This window comes from Agrobacterium sp. CG674, from assembly GCF_053521645.1.
This window is the reverse complement of record NZ_JBNWDZ010000006.1, coordinates 272,417-294,915: the sequence shown is the minus strand read 5'-3', so window position 1 is coordinate 294,915 and position 22,499 is coordinate 272,417. Positions and strand designations below refer to the sequence as shown.

At 58.0% G+C, this 22,499-nt stretch carries 21 protein-coding genes, 1 tRNA gene and 1 pseudogene; 12 read left to right on the top strand and 11 right to left on the bottom strand.

Features of this window, described 5'->3' with window-relative positions:
* The first annotated feature begins 20 nt into the window (after window positions 1-20).
* Both ACQZ51_RS17745 and ACQZ51_RS17740 read left to right on the top strand, forming a co-directional pair.
* Window positions 21-97 (top strand) — tRNA-Met (locus ACQZ51_RS17745).
* 702 nt (window positions 98-799) lie between these two features.
* The gene (locus tag ACQZ51_RS17740) at window positions 800-1,123 is read left to right on the top strand and encodes a hypothetical protein (protein ID WP_448779207.1); all 324 of its coding nucleotides are present in this window, start codon (window positions 800-802) and stop codon (window positions 1,121-1,123) included.
* A 598-nt stretch (window positions 1,124-1,721) separates the two neighbouring features.
* On the opposite strand, the gene ACQZ51_RS17735 is transcribed toward ACQZ51_RS17740, so the two are convergent.
* Window positions 1,722-1,871 carry an XdhC family protein gene (locus ACQZ51_RS17735; RefSeq protein ID WP_448779232.1) on the bottom strand — a complete coding sequence of 50 codons (150 nt, stop codon included), beginning with the start codon at window positions 1,869-1,871 and terminating at the stop codon, window positions 1,722-1,724.
* 533 nt (window positions 1,872-2,404) lie between these two features.
* On the opposite strand from ACQZ51_RS17735, the gene ACQZ51_RS17730 reads away from it, so the two are divergent.
* The 5 genes from ACQZ51_RS17730 to ggt all read left to right on the top strand — a co-directional run bounded on the left by ACQZ51_RS17730 (window position 2,405) and on the right by ggt (window position 7,172).
* Window positions 2,405-3,079: a GntR family transcriptional regulator gene (locus tag ACQZ51_RS17730; protein ID WP_448779205.1), complete on the top strand. Its 675-nt coding sequence runs from the start codon at window positions 2,405-2,407 to the stop codon at window positions 3,077-3,079.
* Between the two features lie 89 nt (window positions 3,080-3,168).
* Complete coding sequence (locus ACQZ51_RS17725; RefSeq protein ID WP_448779203.1) at window positions 3,169-4,020, top strand: transporter substrate-binding domain-containing protein; 852 nt, start codon at window positions 3,169-3,171, stop codon at window positions 4,018-4,020.
* 116 nt (window positions 4,021-4,136) lie between these two features.
* Window positions 4,137-4,847 carry an ABC transporter permease gene (locus tag ACQZ51_RS17720; protein WP_448779201.1) on the top strand — a complete coding sequence of 237 codons (711 nt, stop codon included), beginning with the start codon at window positions 4,137-4,139 and terminating at the stop codon, window positions 4,845-4,847.
* Window positions 4,847-5,539 (top strand): ABC transporter permease, encoded by a 693-nt coding sequence (locus ACQZ51_RS17715; protein ID WP_448779199.1) that lies wholly within the window; start codon window positions 4,847-4,849, stop codon window positions 5,537-5,539. The genes ACQZ51_RS17720 and ACQZ51_RS17715 overlap by 1 nt, the downstream gene beginning before the upstream one ends.
* 40 nt (window positions 5,540-5,579) lie before the next feature.
* The gene (ggt, locus tag ACQZ51_RS17710) at window positions 5,580-7,172 is read left to right on the top strand and encodes a gamma-glutamyltransferase (protein WP_448779197.1); all 1,593 of its coding nucleotides are present in this window, start codon (window positions 5,580-5,582) and stop codon (window positions 7,170-7,172) included.
* 112 nt (window positions 7,173-7,284) lie between these two features.
* On the opposite strand, the gene ACQZ51_RS17705 is transcribed toward ggt, so the two are convergent.
* The gene (locus ACQZ51_RS17705; RefSeq protein ID WP_448779195.1) at window positions 7,285-8,121 is read right to left on the bottom strand and encodes a cupin domain-containing protein; all 837 of its coding nucleotides are present in this window, start codon (window positions 8,119-8,121) and stop codon (window positions 7,285-7,287) included.
* A gap of 115 nt (window positions 8,122-8,236) precedes the next feature.
* Between ACQZ51_RS17705 and ACQZ51_RS17700 the strand changes: the two genes are divergently transcribed.
* Together ACQZ51_RS17700 and ACQZ51_RS17695 are read left to right on the top strand one after the other, a co-directional pair.
* Window positions 8,237-9,517, top strand: a complete 1,281-nt coding sequence (locus ACQZ51_RS17700) for a 4-aminobutyrate--2-oxoglutarate transaminase (RefSeq protein WP_448779193.1) — start codon at window positions 8,237-8,239, stop codon at window positions 9,515-9,517.
* Between the two features lie 3 nt (window positions 9,518-9,520).
* Window positions 9,521-10,999, top strand: coding sequence for an NAD-dependent succinate-semialdehyde dehydrogenase (locus tag ACQZ51_RS17695; protein ID WP_448779191.1), 1,479 nt, complete (start codon window positions 9,521-9,523; stop codon window positions 10,997-10,999).
* Window positions 11,000-11,494: 495 nt separating this feature from the next.
* Here the strand turns inward: ACQZ51_RS17695 and ACQZ51_RS17690 are convergent.
* The 7 genes and pseudogenes from ACQZ51_RS17690 to ACQZ51_RS17660 all read right to left on the bottom strand — a co-directional run.
* Window positions 11,495-11,620, bottom strand: a pseudogene (locus tag ACQZ51_RS17690) (IS5/IS1182 family transposase); the annotation flags it as partial.
* 181 nt (window positions 11,621-11,801) lie between these two features.
* Window positions 11,802-13,526, bottom strand: a complete 1,725-nt coding sequence (locus ACQZ51_RS17685) for an amidase (RefSeq protein WP_448779189.1) — start codon at window positions 13,524-13,526, stop codon at window positions 11,802-11,804.
* 4 nt (window positions 13,527-13,530) lie between these two features.
* Window positions 13,531-14,565: an agmatine deiminase family protein gene (locus ACQZ51_RS17680; RefSeq protein WP_448779187.1), complete on the bottom strand. Its 1,035-nt coding sequence runs from the start codon at window positions 14,563-14,565 to the stop codon at window positions 13,531-13,533.
* A gap of 102 nt (window positions 14,566-14,667) precedes the next feature.
* Window positions 14,668-15,702: an extracellular solute-binding protein gene (locus ACQZ51_RS17675; RefSeq protein ID WP_448779185.1), complete on the bottom strand. Its 1,035-nt coding sequence runs from the start codon at window positions 15,700-15,702 to the stop codon at window positions 14,668-14,670.
* A gap of 19 nt (window positions 15,703-15,721) precedes the next feature.
* Window positions 15,722-16,525 carry an ABC transporter permease gene (locus ACQZ51_RS17670; protein ID WP_448779183.1) on the bottom strand — a complete coding sequence of 268 codons (804 nt, stop codon included), beginning with the start codon at window positions 16,523-16,525 and terminating at the stop codon, window positions 15,722-15,724.
* Window positions 16,518-17,411: an ABC transporter permease gene (locus ACQZ51_RS17665; protein WP_448779181.1), complete on the bottom strand. Its 894-nt coding sequence runs from the start codon at window positions 17,409-17,411 to the stop codon at window positions 16,518-16,520. The genes ACQZ51_RS17670 and ACQZ51_RS17665 overlap by 8 nt, the downstream gene beginning before the upstream one ends.
* Window positions 17,408-18,466, bottom strand: coding sequence for an ABC transporter ATP-binding protein (locus ACQZ51_RS17660; RefSeq protein ID WP_448779179.1), 1,059 nt, complete (start codon window positions 18,464-18,466; stop codon window positions 17,408-17,410). The genes ACQZ51_RS17665 and ACQZ51_RS17660 overlap by 4 nt, the downstream gene beginning before the upstream one ends.
* A gap of 92 nt (window positions 18,467-18,558) precedes the next feature.
* Between ACQZ51_RS17660 and ACQZ51_RS17655 the strand changes: the two genes are divergently transcribed.
* The 3 genes from ACQZ51_RS17655 to ACQZ51_RS17645 are packed head-to-tail and all read left to right on the top strand — an operon-like array spanning window position 18,559 to window position 21,378.
* Window positions 18,559-19,254 (top strand): TetR/AcrR family transcriptional regulator, encoded by a 696-nt coding sequence (locus ACQZ51_RS17655; RefSeq protein ID WP_448779177.1) that lies wholly within the window; start codon window positions 18,559-18,561, stop codon window positions 19,252-19,254.
* Window positions 19,251-20,903: an amidohydrolase gene (locus tag ACQZ51_RS17650; RefSeq protein ID WP_448779175.1), complete on the top strand. Its 1,653-nt coding sequence runs from the start codon at window positions 19,251-19,253 to the stop codon at window positions 20,901-20,903. Before ACQZ51_RS17655 ends, ACQZ51_RS17650 begins: the two co-directional genes overlap by 4 nt.
* On the top strand, window positions 20,890-21,378 hold the full coding sequence (locus tag ACQZ51_RS17645; RefSeq protein ID WP_448779173.1) for a DUF3237 family protein: 489 nt from the start codon (window positions 20,890-20,892) through the stop codon (window positions 21,376-21,378). Before ACQZ51_RS17650 ends, ACQZ51_RS17645 begins: the two co-directional genes overlap by 14 nt.
* Before the next feature lie 5 nt (window positions 21,379-21,383).
* Here ACQZ51_RS17645 and ACQZ51_RS17640 read toward each other — a convergent pair whose 3' ends face one another.
* Window positions 21,384-21,602 carry a hypothetical protein gene (locus ACQZ51_RS17640; protein ID WP_448779171.1) on the bottom strand — a complete coding sequence of 73 codons (219 nt, stop codon included), beginning with the start codon at window positions 21,600-21,602 and terminating at the stop codon, window positions 21,384-21,386.
* 218 nt (window positions 21,603-21,820) lie between these two features.
* The gene (locus ACQZ51_RS17635; RefSeq protein ID WP_448779169.1) at window positions 21,821-22,498 is read right to left on the bottom strand and encodes a type 1 glutamine amidotransferase; all 678 of its coding nucleotides are present in this window, start codon (window positions 22,496-22,498) and stop codon (window positions 21,821-21,823) included.
* Between the last annotated feature and the right edge of the window lies 1 nt (window position 22,499).

Genomic DNA, 22,499 nt, shown 5'->3' with positions numbered 1-22,499 from the left:
CAAACGCAAAAACCTGGTAACGCGGGGTGGAGCAGCCCGGTAGCTCGTCAGGCTCATAACCTGAAGGCCGCAGGTTCAAATCCTGCCCCCGCAACCAAATATTGTAACAACTTCCAGTCAGTCTCCGCCTCGGCGAGAACCGCACGGAAGTGAGACAGAAACTCCAGCTTCTCCTGACTATCCATGAACTCACCCGCCCTAACACGGCCGGCGGACTCGTTCCTGTGACAGTCCTGCAACCCGGCGCTGTGCTGTTGAAACGCCTGCATGGAGGCGAGGATGGTTAGCGCGAGTTTCAATACTCCTTCCTCTCTTAAATGCCATCAGGCACGGAGATTTCCAATTAACCTAGATGGACACCTCCGTGGACAAAGAAACTCTCAAATTCCCGTCTCCAAAATTAGATCGCGACCAGCGTCTGGTTGGGGCTTGCTCGGACCGTAGGCGGTATCACAGCCGGCACTTCAAGAGCGGGCAGGACCCGCTCCCCGTCGAAGGTGACTACATCATTACCAAATGGTGTGATGCTCTCGCTTGAATACGGTGACGTGGCTGGCTTTAACGGCGGTCGTCAGAGCACTGGCTCACGTTCAAGCTAAAATCGAGATCCGAGTTGACCATCATCATCAACCGATTGACCTGAGTGGGGATCAATAGCCTTGCTGTGTTGGTCAAGGAAACAATATTCTCCGATACCTCGCGGCAACGTGGAATTGTCAGCTGAGTGGACGATCTGCGCAGCTGACTGCGGTCAGGCAGTTCAGATTCGAAACGGTGATGAGCATAACCGGTGAACCTGATGTCGCAGTTGGCGGCAAATGTCGCCGAAATTGCTTGGCTGAGGGCTGAGAGGGAAGCGCTCTGCCGCCTGGGCGTCAAGCTCGAAGAGGAAATCACAGTCGCAAAACTGCATTTGCACCGTAGTTACAGTCGTACCGGAACGAAGTTCGTGCCGATTGCGTGTCGCGCGAAGCGGTCACGATTGCCCATTTGGACGATTGCGTTATGGAAGATGCAGGCACGGTCGATCACTCCTGCGATGCTTGGCGAAAGCCCGAAAGCCGACCTTGGCGCATCATGTCCATCGGCCGCAGAGAGTGGGCAATTGGGTTTTGATCAGTGAGAACCCGCATTATGAGTGAGTGTGAGTGACTTTGATCAAGTTCAATCGGGCGGCTATCCCTGTTCAGGCCACCGAACACGTTTGTGCGACGTCTGCCAGGACCGAAAGCGCAAGGGCATTTGCATCGCGCGTCGGGCCGAACATTCAGACAGGTGCCTTGATTCGATCTGTCTGCCCAGGTGTGAAGCCAAGAGTCGATAGGGCATTGCAACGGCGTTCATGAGCCCTTTTGCTGCCAAGGGCACCGATGTAGAACGGTTTTTTTTCGCAACGCACCCTCCAGCAATCGTAGCTCGTGATCAAGGTCGTGAAACAAGACAGCGAACGCAGTGTCCTGATCGATACCTGTTTCGTCAAAGTGGTTGGTGCGGCAATCGAATGAGAAGATCTCAAATGTAGATGCAATGGCTACGTTCTGCGTAGCTTCCACTTCAATTCCGCGACCGCAGAGTATCAAACGCAGGTTCGGCTTATAGGGTCGAACAAACGACGAGCCACTCCATGAGGATGTACTTTTTTCGTACGAGTTTTCGGCAACGATCGTTTGAGTAGCTGGATCATAGCGGAGAGCGATTCTCTTGCGCTTTTGGAGCACGTCCTAAATTTGACGAAGTGGCGCCACTCCCTGACGACATGGATTGCCAGTGTGATGCCTCCACCGCATGGGAGGATAATATCGAAAAACTGCCGCTTCGGTGCAGCCCCCTGAGACATAGCCGCAATAGCCGCCATCACCACGAACCGCCATCTGGGCGCCGAGCGCACGCGCAGCACCGCTCCGGATCTCGGCGAGCGTCATCAGAGCGCTCCCGTATTCCATTTCAGCGCCGTCCCCGGCCGATGCACAGATTCAGACGGGAATAAGATGCGGCCCCGACCTTTGTCCACGCACAGCTCTGCTCAGCAGTCGCTCGACCTGCTAGACAATGACGGAACGTTTTCTTTGCCCATCTGGAGGCGGCGTTACGGCCACGGATGGTTGACCGCAGTATCTTGGTGGAGAGCTGTGTCCATCGATAGCCGTTTCCTTGGCCTTTCCAAAATTTGTGAGAAAGCCCGATAGGTTCTGTTTCTAATTTGCAGCCGAATTTTAGCTGTCCTTACCGGACGGCGCGAGGGACCGTGCTTTTGCTCGGTCGAGTGTGGAAGAGCGACTCTAACGGAGGCTTCATAGCCTTGAAGTGTCTTGCCAGGACAGAGCGTTAATTTTCATTAAAAATGCCTTGACGCCCTTCAAACTCGGTGATTGGATAAGTGGATACAAAAATCCAGAGGGCGACAATGGCATTTTCCTTCGCATCCACAGCGCCTGTAGCCGGAACGGCCGAGGAGGAGGCGTACACGTACCTCCAGCAGGCCCTGCGTGTTGGTCGCTACAAGCCGGGTGACCGCCTTATTCCCGAAGAGATTGCTGCCGAAATAGGAATGAGCCGCATGCCGGTTCGCGAAGCTTTTCGACGTTTGGCGGCTGATGGTCTTGTGACGCTTCGGCCCAATCGCGGCTGCGTGGTGGCAGGCCTTACGCTTGATGAGCTCAATGAGACTTTCGAAATACGCTCGGTACTTGAGGGGCTTGCGGTACGCATTGTCGTGCCGCGTCTGACGCAGGAGAACTTCGAGGAACTTGAGAGATTGCTGCTGCGGATGGAGCGCGCTGGTGAATCCGGTAGCAGCGACTGGGTGCTGCGCCACCAGGAGTTTCACGCTTTTCTTTACGGCATGAGCGAGCGACCGAAGCTCATCCGCCAGATCTCAGCGCTCCACGTCGCCATCGAGCCCTACATGCGCATCTGGTTCGATTATGTCGACAAGCCGCTTTCGGCTCTTGAGGAGCATCAGAACCTTCTCGACGTGTTGAAGTCTGGCGATGGCGCAGAGGCCGAAAGGGTTATGCAGGAACACGTGCTTTGCACGGCACCGCTGCTTGCCGATTATGCAAGTCCAAGCCGGCGCTGATTGCTGACTTATGAATTGTCCGAAGCCGGAGAAACATCTGGCAAGGACGGGGAACGGCCGCTTAGCGGTACAACAAAAAGGGAAAAGCCATGACATCTCGTCGTATGGCCGCGATTGCGGCTGCCTTCATGACACTGACATCCGCGCCACTTGCAATGGCGGCGGATGCGCCGAAAGCGATTACTATTGCCACCGAAGGTGCGTATGCGCCGTGGAATTTTACGACTGCCGACGGCAAACTCGACGGGCTTGAAATCGAAATCGCCAATGATCTCTGCGCTCGCATGAAGATCAAATGCACCATCATTGCGCAAAACTGGGATGGTCTCATCCCCTCGCTTAACGTGGGCAAGTTTGACGTGATCATGGCCAGCATGTTCATCACGCCGAAGCGCCTGGAAACGATTGCTTTCAGCAAACCCTACGCTGTCGACCCCTCCGGTTTTGCGGCGGCAAAGGACAGTGACCTTGGCAAGCTCGGAATATCCAATGAGAAGTTCAAGCTCGAGGACGAAGCCGCCTCCAAGGCTGCTATCGAGAAGTTGAAGCCTATGCTTAAGGGCAAGGTCATCGGCGTCCAGTCGGGCACGACAAACCTCGAATTCGTGAAGAAGTATTTCGGCGATACGGTCGAAATCCGCGAGTACAAAACGACGGAACAGCATGACCTTGATCTGGCCGCTGGCCGCGTGGACGCGCTCTTCTCGCAGCAGACGGTGCTTGCCGCCACGCTCGCAAAGCCGGAATTCGCTGACTATACCGTTGCAGGCCCGGGCTTTGTCGGCGGGATTTTCGGACTTGGAACCGGCGCGGGGATGCGCAAGGAAGACAAGGCGCTGAAGGAAATGTTCGACACAGCCATTGATGCCGCGACAGCTGACGGTACCATCAAGCGTTTGTCCGAAAAGTGGGTGCATGCCGACGTCACGCCGGTGAAGTAACGCGCGCAGACCGGACGGGATCAACTGGAAAATGTCATTTGATTCCGTCCCATTTTTCACAAACCGGCTCTGCGGCGATCCGTCGTCCCAGACTGTGTGACAGGTCTTGAACCCTCATGTTCGATAAATTTCTTTTGCTCGGTTTCGGACCGGGAGGCTGGGGTGCGGCACTGCTTGAAGCCGCCGGCATCACCCTTCTCCTTTCGGTAGCGGGCTTTGCGCTCGGGATAGTCTTCGGTGGGCTGGCGGCAGCTGGCCGCCTTTCCACTGCGCGATTTGCGCGCGGTATTGCGTCCGCTTATGGGATTGTGTTTCGCGGCGTGCCGGACCTCCTGACGATCTATTTCTTTTATTACGGAGGCAGCGTCGCGCTAACGGCATTGTTCCGTCTGTTCGGTGCAGAAGGCTTCGCCGGCTTGCCGACTCTTGCCACCGGGATCGTGACCATTGGCTTCATTTCCGGGGCTTACCAGGCTGAAGTCTATCGGGGCGCTTATCTTGCTGTCGCCCAAGGCCAGTTTGACGCGGCCAAGGCGCTGGCGCTGACACGCTTCCAGATGCTCCGTCTCGTTATCGTGCCACAGTTGCTACGCCATGCCATTCCCGGTCTTGGCAATGTCTGGCAACTTGTCTTGAAGGATTCGGCGCTTATTTCAGTCATCGGCCTTGTTGAACTGATGCGCCAGGCACAGATCGGTGCGGGCTCGACCCGGGAGCCGTTCTTTTTCTATGGCGCCGCTGCTGCGCTTTATTTCGCAATTGCGGGCATTACTGGCTTCGTCTTCACGCGGGCTGAAGCCAATGCGGCGCGCGGGGCTGTCCACTGATGATTGATCCCGGCTTTTTCCTCGAAATCATCCCGAAGCTCCTTGCTGGCTTGCCGTTAACACTTCAACTGGCTGGCTCCTCAGTCCTGCTGGGCTTCGTCCTTGCCCTCCTTCTTGCCCTTGCCCTGCAAAGTTCAAGGCGTCTTGTCGTCTGGCCAATCAGGACATTCGTCGCGGTTTTTCGTGGAACACCGCTTCTGGTTCAGATATTCCTCATCTATTACGGGCTGGGCCAATTCCGTCCGACTTTACAGTCGCTCGGGCTCTGGTCATTGTTTCGTGAACCCTATTGGTGCGCAATTCTGGCGCTGACGCTGAACACCGCCGCCTATGGCAGCGAAATCCTGCGCGGTGCCATCCGCAATGTACCGCGCGGGCTATCGGAAGCAGCCTCGGCGCTGGGTCTATCGCGCGTGCTGACGTTGCGGCTGGTGGTCCTTCCGCTGGCCCTGCGCCAGGCGTTGCCCGCCTATAGCAATGAGATCATCCTCATGGTGAAGGGAACTTCGCTTGCCTCCATCATCACGCTTACGGAAGTGACGGGTGTCGCGGAGGAATTGATCGCCCAGACCTATCGCGCCATGGAGGTGTTCATCGCCGCCGGCGCAATCTACCTCGTTCTCAACTTCCTCATCGTACGGGCGCTTGCGCTGCTCGAGGCAAGGCTGACGCCCTATCGCGCGCGCAACTGAACAACTCGCTAAGACTGCATATAACGGAGACTAAAAGGCAATGCGCAATTTCGAGACGCCGACGCGATCGGTCGCGGTATCCGCCACGGCAATGGCCGCGACATCGCACCCATCGGCTACATTGACGGCGATCAACATCCTGCAGGCAGGTGGCAACGCCATGGACGCTGCCATTGCAGCCTGCGCTGTTCAATGCGTGGTGGAGCCTGGATCGACCGGCATTGGTGGCGACTGTTTCGCGCTTTTTGCGCCGAAGGGTGGAGCCGATGTGATCGCCTATAACGGTTCGGGCCGCACCCCTGCAGCGCTGACGGTGGATTGGTTCGAGGAGCGTGGCCTGACCGAAGTGCCGCGCCAGTCACCCTCTTCGGTTACCGTGCCCGGCGCGATTGATGCCTGGACGCGACTTCATGCAGATCATGGCCGAATGCCCTTTTCCGAGGTTCTGGCGCCCGCCATCGCTCTTGCCGAAAATGGCTATGCCATTTCGCCGCGTGTGCATCGCGATTGGGCGAAGGAAGAGCCGCTGCTTGGCGCCGACGAGGTAGCCGCGCGCATCTTCCTGCCACAGGGCCGCGCGCCACGCATCGGTGAGATGCATCGCCAGCCGGAACTGGCCGCCACCTTCCGCAAGATCGCCGCCGAGGGCCGAGACGGGTTTTATCGCGGGCCGGTTGCCGAAGACATGGTGGAGCGCCTGCGCTCTCTTGGCGGGCTTCACACACTTGAGGACTTCGCCAATGCCGGAGGCGAATACGTAACGCCCATCACCACGACGTTTCGGGACTATACGATCCATGAATGCCCGCCCAATGGGCAGGGCATCATTGCGCTCATGATTCTCAACATCCTGTCGCATTTCGAGGCAGCAGGCGCGCCGGACGCGATCGATCGCATGCATATCGAGATCGAGGCGACACGACTTGCCTATGCCGCGCGGGATGCTTGGCTGGCGGACCCTGCCAAGGCTGATGTACCAGTTGAAGAAATGCTGTCCAAGGAATTTGCCAGCAAGCTTGCCGCCATGATTGATCTGAAGCAGGCGATGGACTTGCCGCCCTTCGAACTGCCGCGCCACCGCGACACTGTCTATATTTCTGTGATCGATTCAGAGCGGAATTCGGTGAGCTTCATCAACTCTATCTTCGACAGTTTCGGTAGCGGCATCGCTGCACCGAAATCCGGGGTCATGCTGCACAACCGTGGCCAGAGTTTTTCGTTGAGGAGGGGCCACCCGAACATGATCGCGCCAGAAAAACGCCCGCTGCACACGATCATCCCTGGCATGGTGACGCGCAACGGCCGGACCGAAATGTCCTTCGGCGTCATGGGCGGCTATTATCAGGCCATGGGTCACGCCCATCTGATTTCAAAGGTTCTCGATTATGGAATGGACATGCAGGATGCCATTGACCTGCCGCGTCTGGTGGCTGCAAATGGTCTCGCACCCAAGATCGAAGTGGAGCACACAGTTCCGGCCTCGACCATTGCTGAACTTCAAGCACGCGGCTTCGAGATTGTGCCAACAGAAGACCCTATCGGTGGCGCACAGGTGATCCGCATTGACTGGGAAAACGGCACGCTTTCAGGTGCATCGGAATCGCGCAAGGACGGTATCGCACTGGGCTATTGACCGGGTGCCGGGGAGGGGATGTCGCTGGCAGTGGCGGCATGCCCCGCCGGCGCGGAGTGGCGCTTGTAATCGGCGGCACGCAATGATGGAACAAGGCAATCTCAGCTGGACATTAGAAGGTAGGTGGCGTGTTGACCCAGATCAGGACTGTCTCGCCATCGGAACTGTTGCGCCACGCATGTGGGCGCGCGCTTTCGAAATAGAAGCTGTCACCGGCGTTGAGTTCGAAGAACTGATCGCCATCGAGAATAATCTCCAGGCTTCCGGTCAGCACATGGATGAACTCCTCACCCTCGTGCAGATATGCGCCCTCGCTGGAAGCTCCTGGCGCAAGCTGGAACCGGTTGCATTCCATTTGCGGCCGCCCCTCTGCCAAGATCTGGACCGTAACTCCCGACGATGTTCTCGGCCAGGATTTCCACTCTCCATCCCGCACAAGCGATTGCCTGACATCGCTGTTGCGACCGCAGAGTGCATCGACTGTGGTTCCGAGCTGATGAGCGACCGCATGGAGTGCGGCAAATGAAAGACCGGTTGATGTGCGTTCGAAGGTGGAGAGTTGAGATGTCGGCAAACCAGTCGCCTGGCCCAGGACTTCCAGTGTTATGCCCTGATCCGTGCGGAGCCTGCGGATCTTGAGGCCAACGGATAGCGGCCCCGCCACCCCTGCGTTTTTTTCATCCCCCGCCTCTTCGTCTACTTCCTTTAGCAAGGTTTCACGAATGGCGGCGGGGTTTAATCCGCGCTCGCTTCTCAACCACCTAATGCGCTGCAACAGATCGATCATGGTCTGGTCGAAAAGTCGTTGACCCGATGCGGTCCTGATTGGCTCGATGAGGCCCTGAGCTTCCCATAACCGAAGGGTCGAGGCGGAGACGCCTGCCATGCGTGCCGCATCGGCGATCTTGAATGTGCTGTCGTCCATTGCTGAGTGTTTCACATTGGCCATTTATGCCTTCTTAATACCGCGAAATCATATTGCAACACTACAGAAAATATGTAGAGATTGTGCTCTGTGGATGGCCGGTCGTCGGCAACTCTTTTACCTACTGGAGGACTATTTCATGTCGAATGCGGCCATTGCCTCTCGCCGTTCTGGCGCAATCTCACGCGGCGTCGGCGTCACCACGCAAGTTTATGTTGAGAAGGCTCTCAACGCTGAAATCTGGGATGTCGAAGGTCGACGTTTTATCGATTTTGCGGCGGGCATTGCCGTCGTCAACACCGGTCACCGACACCCGAAGGTGATCGCAGCGGTGAAGGACCAGTTGGACCACTTTACCCACACTTGCCATCAGGTCGTACCTTACGAGAACTATGTGCGACTGGCAGAACGCCTGAATGATCTGGTACCCGGTGATTTCAATAAGAAGACGATCTTCGTGACGACGGGCGCGGAAGCGGTCGAAAATGCTGTTAAAATTGCGCGTGCGGCAACCAAGCGTTCAGCCGTCATTGCCTTTACCGGTGGCTTCCACGGCCGCACATTTATGGGAATGGCGCTGACCGGAAAGGTCGTGCCCTACAAAAACGGCTTTGGGCCCATGATGCCGGACGTTTTTCACGTTCCATTCCCAGTCGAATTGCACGGCCAGACGGCAGAAGCCAGTTTTTCTGTTCTCGACAAGATGTTCAAGGCCGATATTGATCCAGGCTCCGTTGCAGCGTTTATTGTCGAGCCGGTTCAGGGCGAGGGCGGCTTTTATGAAGTGCCGCGCGCCTTCATGCAGAAACTGCGCGAAATTGCCGACAAGCATGGCATTTTGCTGATTGCCGATGAAGTGCAGACCGGCTTTGCCCGCACTGGTAAACTGTTTGCCATGGAGCATTACGGCGTAGCGGCCGACCTGACCACCATGGCAAAGGGGCTTGGCGGTGGCTTCCCGATTGCGGCCGTAACCGGCCGCGCAGAGATTATGGATGCGCCGGGACCAGGTGGTCTTGGTGGTACCTATGGGGGAAGCCCCATCGGCATTGCGGCTGGTAATGCCGTGCTCGACGTCATTGAAGAGGAAAACCTCAATGACCGTGCGGTCTCCCTCGGTAACCGCCTGAAGCAGAAATTGCAGTCGCTTCGCGATGCAGTGCCGCAGATCGCCGACATTCGCGGACCTGGCTTCATGAATGCTGTGGAATTCAATCTGCCCGGCACACATACTCCAGATGCAAACTTCACAAACAAGGTGCGCGAGCGGGCTCTGGAAAAAGGCCTGATACTGCTCACCTGCGGCGTCTATGGAAATGTGATCCGCTTCCTTGCTCCTATTACAATCGAAGATGACGTTTTCAACGAGGCGCTTGGAATTCTCGAAACAACATTGCGCGAATGCGCTGCGGAGGTTTGATCTATGGCTATATCGGACACACTCCTGTCAAAACTGAAAGACAAGTCGCTTGCGACCGACAAAGCTCTGATTGACGGAGAATGGATCCCCGCAGGGGACGCGGGTAAAACCTTCGATGTCACCAATCCATCCAATGGCGAAGTCATCGCGACGCTCCCTGATATGGGGCGTGAGGAGACCGCACGGGCTATCGACGCTGCTTACAAGGCGCAAAAGCTTTGGGCAGCAAAGACCGGCAAAGAGCGCGCCGCAGTGCTTCGCAAGCTCTACGATCTGCTGGTAGCCAACGCCGACGACCTTGCAACGATCCTGACCATGGAAATGGGCAAGCCATTGCCCGAGGCCAAAGGCGAGGTGTTGTACGGGGCATCATATGTCGAATGGTTCGGTGAAGAAGCCAAGCGCGTTTATGGGGATACCATTCCCGGCCATCAGCCGGACAAGCGCATCATCGTTATCAAACAGCCGGTCGGGGTTGTCGCATCTATTACGCCCTGGAATTTTCCCAATGCTATGTTGGCCCGCAAATTTGCGCCAGCCATCGCTGCCGGATGCGCAATGATCTCCAAACCGGCGGCGGAAACACCGCTTTCGGCATTGGCCCTTGCATTACTTGCCGAGCGCGCAGGCCTGCCCGCCGGCGTGTTCAACGTCATTCTTTCCAAGGATTCTTCGTCTATCGGCAAGGAATTCACGGAGAACGACAAGGTGCGCAAATTGACCTTCACGGGCTCCACCAATGTCGGCAAGATCCTGATGCGGCAGGGTGCAGACCAGATCATGAAGCTGGGCCTGGAGCTGGGCGGCAATGCACCGTTTATCGTGTTCGATGATGCTGATCTGGATGCGGCCGTTGATGGCGCGATGGTCTCCAAGTATCGCAATAATGGCCAGACCTGCGTTTGCGCCAACCGGCTCTACGTTCAATCGGGCGTTTACGACGCCTTTGCCAAAAAGCTGACCGATAAAGTTGCCGCCATGAAAGTGGGCGATGGCTTCGAAGCTGGTGTGAATGCTGGCCCGCTGATCACGGGCAAGGCTCTGGAAAAAGTGGAAGAGCACATCGCAGACGCTGTTTCCAAAGGAGCGAAAATCGCGCTCGGTGGCAAACCGGATGAGCGCGGAGGCCTGTTTTTCCAGCCCACAGTTTTGACAGACGTTACCACGGATATGAAAGTCGCCCGGGAAGAAACCTTCGGCCCTGTGGCCCCTCTCTTCAAGTTTGACACGGAAGAAGAGGTCATCGAAATGGCCAACGATACCGAATTCGGTCTCGCCTCGTATTTCTACTCGAAGGACATGTCGAAAATCTTCCGGGTGGCCGAGGCGCTTGAATACGGCATGGTCGGCATCAATACCGGCCTTATTTCCACGGAGGTCGCACCCTTTGGTGGCATTAAACAATCCGGTCAGGGCCGTGAGGGCTCCAAATACGGCATCGAGGATTATCTCGAGATCAAGTATCTCTGCCTGAGCATCTGATGAAACCGCTTCCCGTGTCGCCGCTGTTGTCATGGCGTCACGGGACGTATGGTTCCAGGCCTTCATCCCGAGAAAATCACCCCGTATTGTCGTTCAGCTTGATATAGGCAGACTTTTTGCGAGCTGGTTTTGCGGCGATCCAACATACGCGTTTTCGTCAATAGCTTCCTCGAAGGCGTGCCAATCAAGTTCATCAGCGTCCATCTCGTCGAAGCTTCGGTTGTGCAGGATCGTCGAGGCCTAGCCACGACCCTGCACAAGGCGCATATCGAAGATGATGCTGACTGTTCACCCTCTCGATAGAAGCGCTTACATTTCCATCTATTTCAGGGCGATTGGCTATCCGTGATTGATCATGATGTGACGTACGGTCGTATAATCTTCGCATACACCGAAAGGTCCTTGCCATAGCCCGACTGTTTCATGCCCCTGTGCCACGTCCGAGATGGAGATGATATCGGCCGAGGCGAGCCGGTGGCCGGGCAACCCCACTCCCGGCGTTATCCGAAGGGTTAAGCTGCCACGGCGGCGAAGGCCCGCCTCATACTCCTCATAGTTCGCAACATTGGACTTCATCTTGCCGATGTGGTGACGTCGGGCGAGGTTGTATTTGTGCGGCATGCTCGATCAATCAAGCTATTTTCGATCCTCTCCGCATCGATCCAAATCGTTGAAATGTGGTCTGTGCACCAATTCCCGCGGAGATCGCACGTGCAAGGACAGGTGCGAAAATCAAGGCGTTTCTGACATCTCGTTGAGCATCCCAAGCCCTGGCCTGTCTGGCTCCTTCCTATGCGAATAGTCACAAGGGCGGGGTCCTGGGTGGTGGGGTCCGGCGCTGTCCGGTCGCCTCGAAGGCTGATGCGAACGTCAGAAGAGCCGTATCGTCATAGGCACGGCCGGCGAATGTCAGGCCGACCGGCATGTGGATGTCGACCATGGTGCCCATTGGCACGGTGACGGTCGGAATACCAAGATGGCGAATGGCCAGATTGCCGTTGGCAACCCAGACGCCGTTGCGCCAGCCAAGATCGGCACTGACTGGATTGACGTCCATGTCAGAGGGGCCAACATCGGCGACAGCCGGGAAGATGACGGCGTCGAGGCAAAGCCCCTCCATCCACTGCTCCAGATCGATCCGGCGCGTTTCTTCAAGCCCAAGCACACCTTCTGTCATGTGCGGAATCTCTGTGATGCCACCATAGGGGTTGGCCCTCACCTTGGCCGGGTAATCGGGCAGATAGTCTATGAAGCCTGTATACCTGTCTGGCAGAGCGCCCTCTGGATGCGGAAAGATGCGCTCGCCGTCGACATCCACCAGCGTAGAAAGCGCGGGATCGCCGTTGGCGGCCAGGAAATCGTCCCACGCCCAGGCTGAAAGATCGAGGATTTCCCGGTGAAGAAACGCGGGGCTGACGAGGCCGCGAGTGATAATCGACGGCGCACCGGGGCGATCGGCCTCGTAATTGGTGACAACCGGGAAATCGACCTCGACGACGGTTGCGCCAGCCGCTTCCAGATCACGGCGAGCCTGCTGCCAGAGGGCGATGATCGAAGCGCGGGTCTTCAGCGGTTTGCCCGTCGCGCCACCGATGCCGCCTTCGGGGTTGGAGCCCGCAAGGGGATCCTCATTGATATACATGAGGGGCACACCAAAGCGCTTGCCTTCGAGTGCTCGTTGGGCGGCGAACAGGTCCGCGGGTGCGAGCGCGCAATAGGCGGAGGGCCTCAATTCGGACGCAGCTGGAAGGGTGACCCACGGCTGGGCGCGCCAGAAATCGCCGCGTGTCTCCGGGTCGTCGGCCACGATAACATCAAGCAGTTCCAGCATGTCGGCCATGCTACGGGTATGCGGCACCACGACATCCATGGTCGGCACGAGTGGCCAGTTGCCGCGGACCGAGATGATGCCGCGCGACGACGTATAGGCGCAAAGCGCATTGTTCGACGCAGGCGCCCTTCCACTCGACCACGTTTCCTCGCCCAGACCGAAGGCGGCGAAAGACGCGGCGGTCGCCGTGCCCGAGCCGTTGGACGAGCCGGACCCGAAGGCGCTGGTCAGCCAATCAGCGTTGTAAGGGCTTTCGGCACGCCCATAGACACCCCGCTGCATGCCGCCATTCGCCATCGGCGGCATGTTGGTGAGGCCGAGGCAGATCGCGCCAGCACCACGCAGCCGCTCAATCGTGAAAGCATCCCGTTGCGCCACGAGATGCTCGAAAGCGCGGCTACCTGCAGCAGCTGTTAGCCCTCGCACAAGATAGCTGTCCTTCGCAGTGTAGGGGATCCCATCGAGCGGCGAGCGGAGCACGCCGCGCTTGCGCCTGTCATCGGATGTGTCTGCCTCAGCAAGTGCCTGCGGGTTCATGACAACCATGGCGTTGAGCGATGTCGCAGTGCCAGGCGCGTCATAGGCGGCAATTCGATCCAGATACGCCCGGACAAGCTCACGGCTAGTGACCTCACCCGACTCGAGGGCCAGCCGGAGCCCAGCAATCGACTTTTCGACAACATCGAAGCCGCTCATGATGTCAGGCCTTCAGCGACGGCTGCTGCTGGGTAATACAATGGATGCCCCCGCCGCGGGCGAAGAGGGCGCGAGAATCGACGGTCACCACGCGGCGGCCGGGATAGGCCTCTTCCAGGACGGCACGCGCGGCGGCGTCCGCCTTGTCGTCGCCGAAGCCGCAGGCCACGACGCCGTTGTTGACGACGAGATGGTTGACGTAGCTGTAGTCGACAAAGCCATCCTCATCTCGGATCTCATGCGGCGCGTCGAGGTCAAGGATCGTCCACGTTCGACCTGCGGCATCCGTCGTGTCGGCGAGATAGGCGCGCAATTCGCGCATCACCTGGTGATCGGGGTGCTCGGGGTTGGTCTGGCGATGAACGAGCAGCACGCCCGGCGCCGCGATGGTGGCGACGATGTCGACATGGCCCGATGTGCCGAAAGGTTCATAGTCGCGCGTCAGGCCCCGCGGCAACCAGATTGCCTTGGTGGCACCAATTGTGCGGGCAAGCTCGGCCTCGACGCGGGCCTTGTCGGAATAGGGATTGCGGCGAGGGTCGAGCTGAACCGTGTCGGTGACGAGCACGGTACCCTCGCCATCAACATGAATGCCGCCGCCCTCGTTGACCAGCAGGCTGGACACGAGTTCCGCCCCGCAATGGGCCGCGATCAGGCGCGCGATCTCTGCCGACTGCTTCCACTGTGCCCAGCCGTGATCGCCCCACCCGTTGAAGATCCAGTCGACCGCGCCAAGTACGGTCGGCCGTTCGTCATCAAGCACGAAGGTCGGACCGAAATCACGCATCCAGAACTCATCGAGTGGCATTTCTATCTGTTCAATGTGCGTTCCGAGCATCCGGCGGGCGCGGTCTCGCTCGGACGGATCAACGACCATCGTGACGGGCTCGAATTCGGCAACACTGTGGGCGACTGCGGTCCACGCCTCGTAGCCGGTCTGTTTCCAGTTGTCGCCCTCACCGAGGGTGGTACCTGCGCGGGGAAATGCCATCCAGGTCCGGTCATGGCGTGCGGTTTCAGAAGGCATGCGCCAGGTCATCAGTGTCAATCTCCTACATAGCAGCTGATATGAGCCGTACGGACGTCAATGTGGCGCTGCGAATACCCGGACTGGATCAACACCAGCCCGGTATTTTGTGGCCTATTTTGTCAGGTCCGTCCAGATTCGAGTATAGATCTGCTGGACGTCCGCTGGGCAGCTCACCAGAAAGTGGGCGGCGGTCTTGGATCCTGCCGGAATGTTCATCTCAGGCGCGTTGGGCAGGTCCTTTTCCATGAACTTCTCAGATCCTGAAATCGCATTTCCATAGCGCGTATAATTGGAAATAAGGGCGGCGTTTTCGGGCTCCATGATGAAGTTCAGAAACAGCTTGGCATTGTCGACATTTTTGGCATCCGCCAGGATGGCGACATTGTCTTGCCACAGCGAAAAGCCTTCCTTTGGATAGCCATAGGCGAAGCCCGGATTCTCAGCGCGAATGCGCATGGCAGCGCCACTCCAGAACACCGTGGCGTTGAGGTCCTCTTTGATAAACTTTTCAAAGCTCGGATAGTCGATAGAGGCCCAGTGCGGTTTCGCGGCCATCAATTTGTCGCGCGCCGCCTTGAGGATCGCCTTGTCGGTGGTGCAGGGCTGGCCGCCGACATAGCCAATCGCCATGTCGATGACCTCATTCATCGCCGGTACGATGTTGACCTTGCCCTTGAGCTCTTCCGGCGGGTCGAAAATGACGGCAGAGGTATTGATGTCGCCCTTGTAGACCTTGGTATTGACCATAACGCCGGTGGTGCCCCACACCCACGGTACAGTATAGTGCCGTCCGGAGTCCCAGGAGACATCCACCCATTCGGGGTTGACGTTTTTGAAGTTCGACATCTGCGACGGCTCGCTCTTCAACAGCAAGCCCTTTTCAATATAGGTCGGCACCACATAGGCCGCAGGCACGACGATATCGAAGCCGTGGCCGCCAGCCTCGATCTTGGCCATTGCGGTCTCGTTGGAATCATATTCGGTCACCGTGACCTTCACGTCATAGGCCGCTTCAAATTTCTTGATCAGATCCGGCGGGGTGTAAAGGCCGGCGTTGAAGATGTTGAGCTGGCCTTCCGCGAGCGCCGGAAGGGCTGCGGTCATCAGTAAGGAGGTAGTGATTGCTAAGCGGGATGAGCGTTTCATTGCGTTCTCCTCTGAGAGTTTAGTTTTTCTTTCTTGTTGCCACCCATGACCCCGCGACGATCAGCACGCTGATCAGAAGTAGAAGCGAAGAAATGGCGTAGATTTCTGATGTCAGGTTGCGGCGAAGCTCACCCATCAGGTAAGTTGGCAGCGTTTCCTGACCGGGCGACTTGAGGAAGTCGCTCATGATGAGATCGTCGAGCGACACCACGAAGGCCAGCATGAAGCCGGCCATCATGCCCGGAGCCAACAGCGGCAATGTCACCCGCCGGAAAGCGTAGAAGCGGCTGGCATAGAGATCGGATGCTGCCGTCTCGAGGGTGAGATCCATACCCTCCAGTCGTGCCCGGATCGGCAGATAGGCGAAGGGAATGCAGAAGGTGGTGTGAGCCGCTATCAGAAAGCCGAGCCCGGTATAGCCCGTTGCCTGCTTGATCTGACCGATGATGATCAGAAGTGCGATCGCCAGCACGATTTCCGGCACCATCAGTGGCTGGTTGAGAATGACATGAATGGTGCTTTCCCCACGAAAACCGGCTGTGCGGGTGGTTGCGATGGCCGCCATCGTCGCCATCAGTGTTGCCAATACGGACGCAGACGTCGCCAAAACCAACGAGTTCACAGCGGCATCAATGAAGGCCTGATTGCTGAGAGCGGCGCTGTACCACCGCAAAGAGAACCCCTCCCAGTTGCCGATCACCCGGCCCGAGTTGAAGGAATAGGCGACCAGAATGGCCATGGGGATGTAGAGGATGACAAAGCAGGTCACCGCAAGCATTGCAGCACCTGGCAGCCGTTTGACGTTGAAACCGCGCTCAGCCATGGTTGCGCTCCTGCCGGCCAGACGTGAGGCGCGTATACCAGACAAGAGCCAGAAGCACCAAAATGGTGAGCGTCATGGCAAGAGCAGCACCCAGGGGCCAGTTGCGGCCCTGACCGAACTGCATCTCGATGAGATTGCCCAGCATCATGGACTTGCCGCCACCCATGATGCGCGGCGTGACATAGGCGCCGAGTGCCGGCACGAAGACGAGGATTGAACCCGCGATGATCCCCGGGCGTACGAGGGGCAAAATCACGCGCCGCAGGCAGTAGAAGCGGGAGGCATAGAGATCGTAGCTTGCTTCGGCCAGCCGGAAATCGAACTTCTCGATGGCGGCGTATACCGGCAGCACCATCAGCGGCAGGAAAACATAGGCCATACCAAGAAGCACTGCGAAATTGGTGAACATCATCTGCAGTGGCGCGTCGATCACGCCAAGCGCCAGCAGGATCCGGTTCACGACCCCCTCGGAGCGGATCATTTCCTGAACCGCGATCGTGCGCACCAGGAGATTTGTCCAGAAGGGGATGGTGATCAGGAACAGCCAGAAGCCGCGCTGATAAGCTGGCCGCGACGCAATGAACCAGGCCGTTGGCAGGCCGAAGATCAGCGTAATCAGCATGGTCGCAAATGAGAGGGCCACCGAGCGGAAAAGAATGGTCAGATGTGCGCCGGAAACCGTCAGAGTGTCATCGAAGATGTCGCGCTCAAAAAGGACCGAAAACCAGGCGTCTGTGGAAAAGATCCACCTGACATTGCCGAAGTCACCGGGCGTGAGGAATGAGTACCATAAGACGACGCCAAGCGGCAGGATCGAGAACAGCATGATGGTCACAATCGCCGGCATTGCCAGGGCCCAGCGACGGGAGGTGTCCGACAAGATCATGCACGCGCCTCCTCATCAACGATGATCCTGAGCGCTTCGGCCTGCAGCGCAACCGTAATGGTCTCCCCTTCACTAAAACGGCGTCCGCCGTGCAGAGAGTTCTGCACACGGGCCACCAGGGGCGTCCCATCGGACAGGAGCAGATGTACATGGCTGTCTGTGCCGAAGAACACAGACTGCATGACCGTGGCTGTCAGGTTCAGCGCGTTGGGCAGGCGGGCCGCCAGCGCCACGTGCTCCGGGCGGATCATGAGCGTGAGCGGACCATCAGACGCACCGGCCAAAGGAACGGTTTCGGATCCAACTTGCACGACACCGTCGATCGCACGGGCGGTCAGGAAATTTGATTCCCCGATAAAACCAGCGACGAAGCGATTGGACGGGTTGTCGTAAAGTTCCCGGGGGCTGGCGATCTGCTGGACATGGCCGCCACTCATCACAGCAATTCGGTCTGACATCGTCAGCGCCTCTTCCTGATCATGTGTGACAAAAATGAAGGTAAGGCCTGTCTCACGTTGCAGTCGCTTGAGTTCGATCTGCATTTCCTTGCGAAGCTTCATGTCCAGTGCGGACAAAGGTTCGTCGAGCAACAGAATGCGCGGTTTGGCGACCAGGGCGCGCGCCAGGGCGACACGTTGCTGTTGACCGCCGGAGAGTTCAGCGCTCTTGCGGTCCTTCAGATGCGTGAGTTGCACCAGCTTCAGCATCGCGTCTACAGCCGGCGCGATTTCTGACTGCGGCCTGCCAAGAGCCTCAAGGGCAAAGGCCACATTCTGACCCACCGTCATGTGTGGGAAGAGGGCGTAGTTCTGGAAGACCGTGTTCACCGGTCTGCGGTTTGGCGGCATCCCAGCGATGTCTTTGCCGTCCAGAATAAGAGCCCCACCACTGGGGCTGCTGAAACCTGCGATCATTCTCAACAGGGTTGTCTTGCCGCAGCCTGATGGGCCGAGAAGCGTAAAAAACTCCCCATCTGCAATGGAAAAACTGACTTCGTGTAAGGCGGTCACGGTTCCCTGGCCATACCGCTTGGATAGTTCCTTGATCTCGAGCATATGCCTCTTGTTCCCCAAAGGTCTTGCTATATGCGTATTGACAAAATATCTTTAGTCAATAAAATTTTTTATAGACACAAAATTGGTGCGAAATGCTTATATCCGACGACGTGCTTGAGGCGATGCAGGGCGAGCCCGGGCTGAGAAGCCGCAAGAAAGCGAAGAGGCGCGACGAGATCATCGCAGTGGCGAGGACGCTGTTCGCCCGGAATGGCATCGACGCGACAACCATGGCAGACATCGCTGCCGCCGCAGGCATATCTTCGCCAACAGTGTTCAACTACTTCGGCTCCAAGGACGGTATTCTCATTGCCCTGATCGGCGAAGGTACAAGTAAGGCGAGAGAGAACGATCGGCCCCTCCACTGGAAGGTGGGAGCGGATCTCGGGACGTTGATGGTCGGGCTTTTCCTGCGTGTTTCGCGCGGCACCCTGGAAATTGCCGACAAGAGGGTATGGCGCTATGCGGAAGCAGCGGCCATTCGCCACCCCGACACGGAACTCGCGTCACAATACAAGGGCGTATCGAGAGCCCTGATTAGTGTGGTGGCAGATTTTTTCGATATGCTCGAGATCCGCACGCGGTCTGGTGAGCAACCCAGTGCGTCGTTTCTAGCCCAGTTGTTTCACGACGTCTGGTTCCAGGCTTTCATCGATCTGATCACAAGCGAGCAGCAGACGCTGGTCGAGCATGAAAAGATCATCCGGATGCGCATTCTGCCGCTGGTCGAGCTCCTGTTTGACGATGCCAGCATCACCAACCCGCGTCGCAAGGGACTATCTTCATGACCGCCACTTTGATCTTCCGCAATGCCCGTGTCCTAACCATGGACGCGTCCAATCCGCATGCGCACGCGGTTGCCATAGAGGGCAATCGTATTCTGGCAGTCGGCGCTGAAGACAGCGTTCTCCTGCATGCCGGTCCCGACACCCGCATCATTGATGCGCATGGGAGCACCCTTATGCCCGGCTTCGTCGAAAGCCATCTGCATGTCTTCTCGGGCGCCTATGGTCAGACTTTGCTTCAATTGGGCGAAATCAAGGGATTTGAAGCGATGAAGGCGGCGGTAGCCGCCTTTTCGAGCTCCCGCCCAGACGAAGGCCTTCTATTCGCCCAAGGGGCGGATTACGAAATCCTGGGCAAGGGAACCCGTCTTGATCGCCACGCGCTCGATGCCATGTGCCCGGACCGTCCGCTGGCGGTGATGGCCTATGATTTCCACACATTGTTTGCCAACACAGCCGCACTGCAGAAAGCCGGCCTCTTGCATGGGCGCGACCTGCCGGCCGGCAATGAAGTCGTGATGGGTGACGATTGTCTGGCAACGGGCGAACTTCGAGAAAAGTTCGCGCTTCTTCCCGTGCTTGAACTTCGCACTTCCGGCGGACGCGAGATGCTGGGTATGTCAGGTATCGAGCCGCCTGTCCCGCCCACTGCAATCGAGTGGCGCGAGGATATGGACGTGCTGAAGGATGGCATGCGTTTTGTCGCCTCCAAGGGCATCACCTCGATCCACAACATGGATGGCAACAGGCACCTGTTGGAATTGCTCCGGGATGTCGAAAAGGAAGGTGGGCTTCTTGCGCGCACATCCGTACCATTCCACCTGACCCGGGGAATGCCCTTGTCGGAGCTCGAAAGAGCGTCCGCCATGACGCGGGATTTCACCGGTGAGACGCTTGCCTGTGGCCGGGTGAAAATCTTTGTCGATGGCGTGATCGAAAGCGGCACGGCGGCCATGCTAGGGGACTATGCTGACCGCCCCGGTCACGCAGGCGACCCGATCTTCGATGCTCCGAGCTTTGCGGAGGCCGCTATCGAGGCCGATCGGCGTGGCCTGCAGATCACCGTCCATGCGATTGGGGATGCGGCCGTGCGGATCGCTCTTGACGGTTATCAGGCGGCGCGCGCCGCCAACGGCCAGCGCGACAGCCGTCATCGCATTGAGCACATCGAGATGATCGATCCTGCCGATGTCCCCCGCTTTGCCGAACTCGGGGTGATCGCCTCATTCCAACCACTGCATGCGCCGGTGGGCGAAACCCCAACAACACGCTGCATCGGTATGGACCGCGCACCTCATGCCTATGCCTGGCGGACTTTGGCCGAAGCGAATGCGACCATCGCTTTCTCCTCCGATTGGCCGATCGTGCCGGTCGATCCGCTGCTTGGCATCCAGACCGCAATGACGCGCAAACCGCATCTCGAAGGGCTTCCCGACCAGCGTCTGCCACTTCTGCAAGTGCTCGAAGCCTTTACTTGCAACGGCGCCTATGCGGGCCACAGGGAGAATGACACCGGCATGCTTAAGCCCGGCATGCTGGCCGACCTCGTTATGCTCTCCGGCGACATCGAGGCGACTGCACCTGAAGAGATCGCATCGCTCGGTATCACCATGACGATTTGCGACGGACGGATCACCCATGAAGCAGCCTGACGGCCTTTCCATCGACATGATGACCCTGGGCGCGGGCCTCACCCTGGGCTCTCCCGCTCTCGTAAAGGCCTGCGTGATCAGGGCCGACCTTGGCCCGGCACTCGAATTTCGCACAACCGAGGGCACCGTGCGTGCGCTGTTCCCGATCATAGGCGGTGAGGCACGCGGAGCAGGCTGGGCCGGCCGCATCCTGCCCGGTGGCGCTGATTTCGCGCTGGCCCTTCCGGATGGTTCCTACGCCATTGAGGCGCGCTATTGCCTCGAGCTCGAGGATGGCACCCCTGTCATGGTGACCAATGCTGGCCGAATGGTTCCCAAGCCGGACGGCAGCTTTCAGGGACGGACACGCGCCACGCTGGAAGTGCCCGAAGGCCCCTACAGAGCCTTGGGCGACGCGGTGTACTTCGGAACCGCCCTGGCAGAGCCAGGCGACAACGATCACGTTTACATCGAGCTTTGGAAAGCGCCGATCTGATTGTGTCAGATGACACGGTTAGCGGCGTTGATCCATGCGGCCACATCGGTGACCGGAATGGCATGGCGCCGATTGAATGTTCCAGTTTTGCGCCACTCGACACCTCGCCCCTGGGCAGATGCGGCTTGATGTTTGCGCATCATGCTATGGGGATCGCGGGCCAGATAGCCGACTTCGTCACGCAGCGGATGGTGACACGGACGCTTCGGCAGCTGGAGCGTCATGGACTGGTTTGTCTTGTCCCGCTTTGGACTTGGATCGTTGGCCGATCAATGCGCCCCACGCCCCCGCCTATACGGTTTCGTCGTAACGCAGATGAATGAGTGTCATCCATGACGAGTTTGCACTGGAATATCCGTGTAGAAGAAGTATCGGGACGCAAAGATGTGCTTAAGTTGACTGACCATACCGTACGGCCTTGCCAAAACGGGAAAGTGAATATTCAGCGCGCCTTTAGAAACTTGATTATTTCCGCGTGTGTCGTTGTGCGTGATATCTCCGCGTCATCGGCAAGGATCGCTTTGCTCCTAACCGCATCGGGCAGGCTCTGGCCGCGGGTTGCGACAAGCCCTCGAATGAAATCTGCGGTGAATTCCGGATGGGCCTGATAGGTGAGGGCTGCAGCTCCATAACGCAGCACGGCATAGGGGCAAGCCGATGAGCCAGACACGATTTCGGCCTCACCGGGAAGCGTCAGGATCTGCTCCTTGTGCCATGCAAGGAGGGTTCGATCGTACACGCCCTCAGGTGTTCGATATTCGGCAGCGCCGGCAACCCAGCCACCAGGGTTTTCTCCCACCGCTCCGCCAAGCGCCTTGGCGATGGCCTGATGGCCGAAGCAGATGCCGACCATAGGTCGGCCCGAAGCCTTGATTTGGCAGATTAAAGCGATCAGCTTGCCAATCCAAGGATCGGGGTCATTGACCGAATAGCGCGACCCGGTGATCAGCCAGCCATCGGCGCTTTCAACGCTGTCGGGAAATATATCGTCGACCACCGGATAGGTGACGTATTCGAACGCCTCCTCTCCCAACAGCCGCCGAAAGAAGATGTCGTAATCGGCGAAATCCTGGCGAAGCTCGTCAGGCGAATGGCCTGTTTGGATTATACCCAAGCGCATT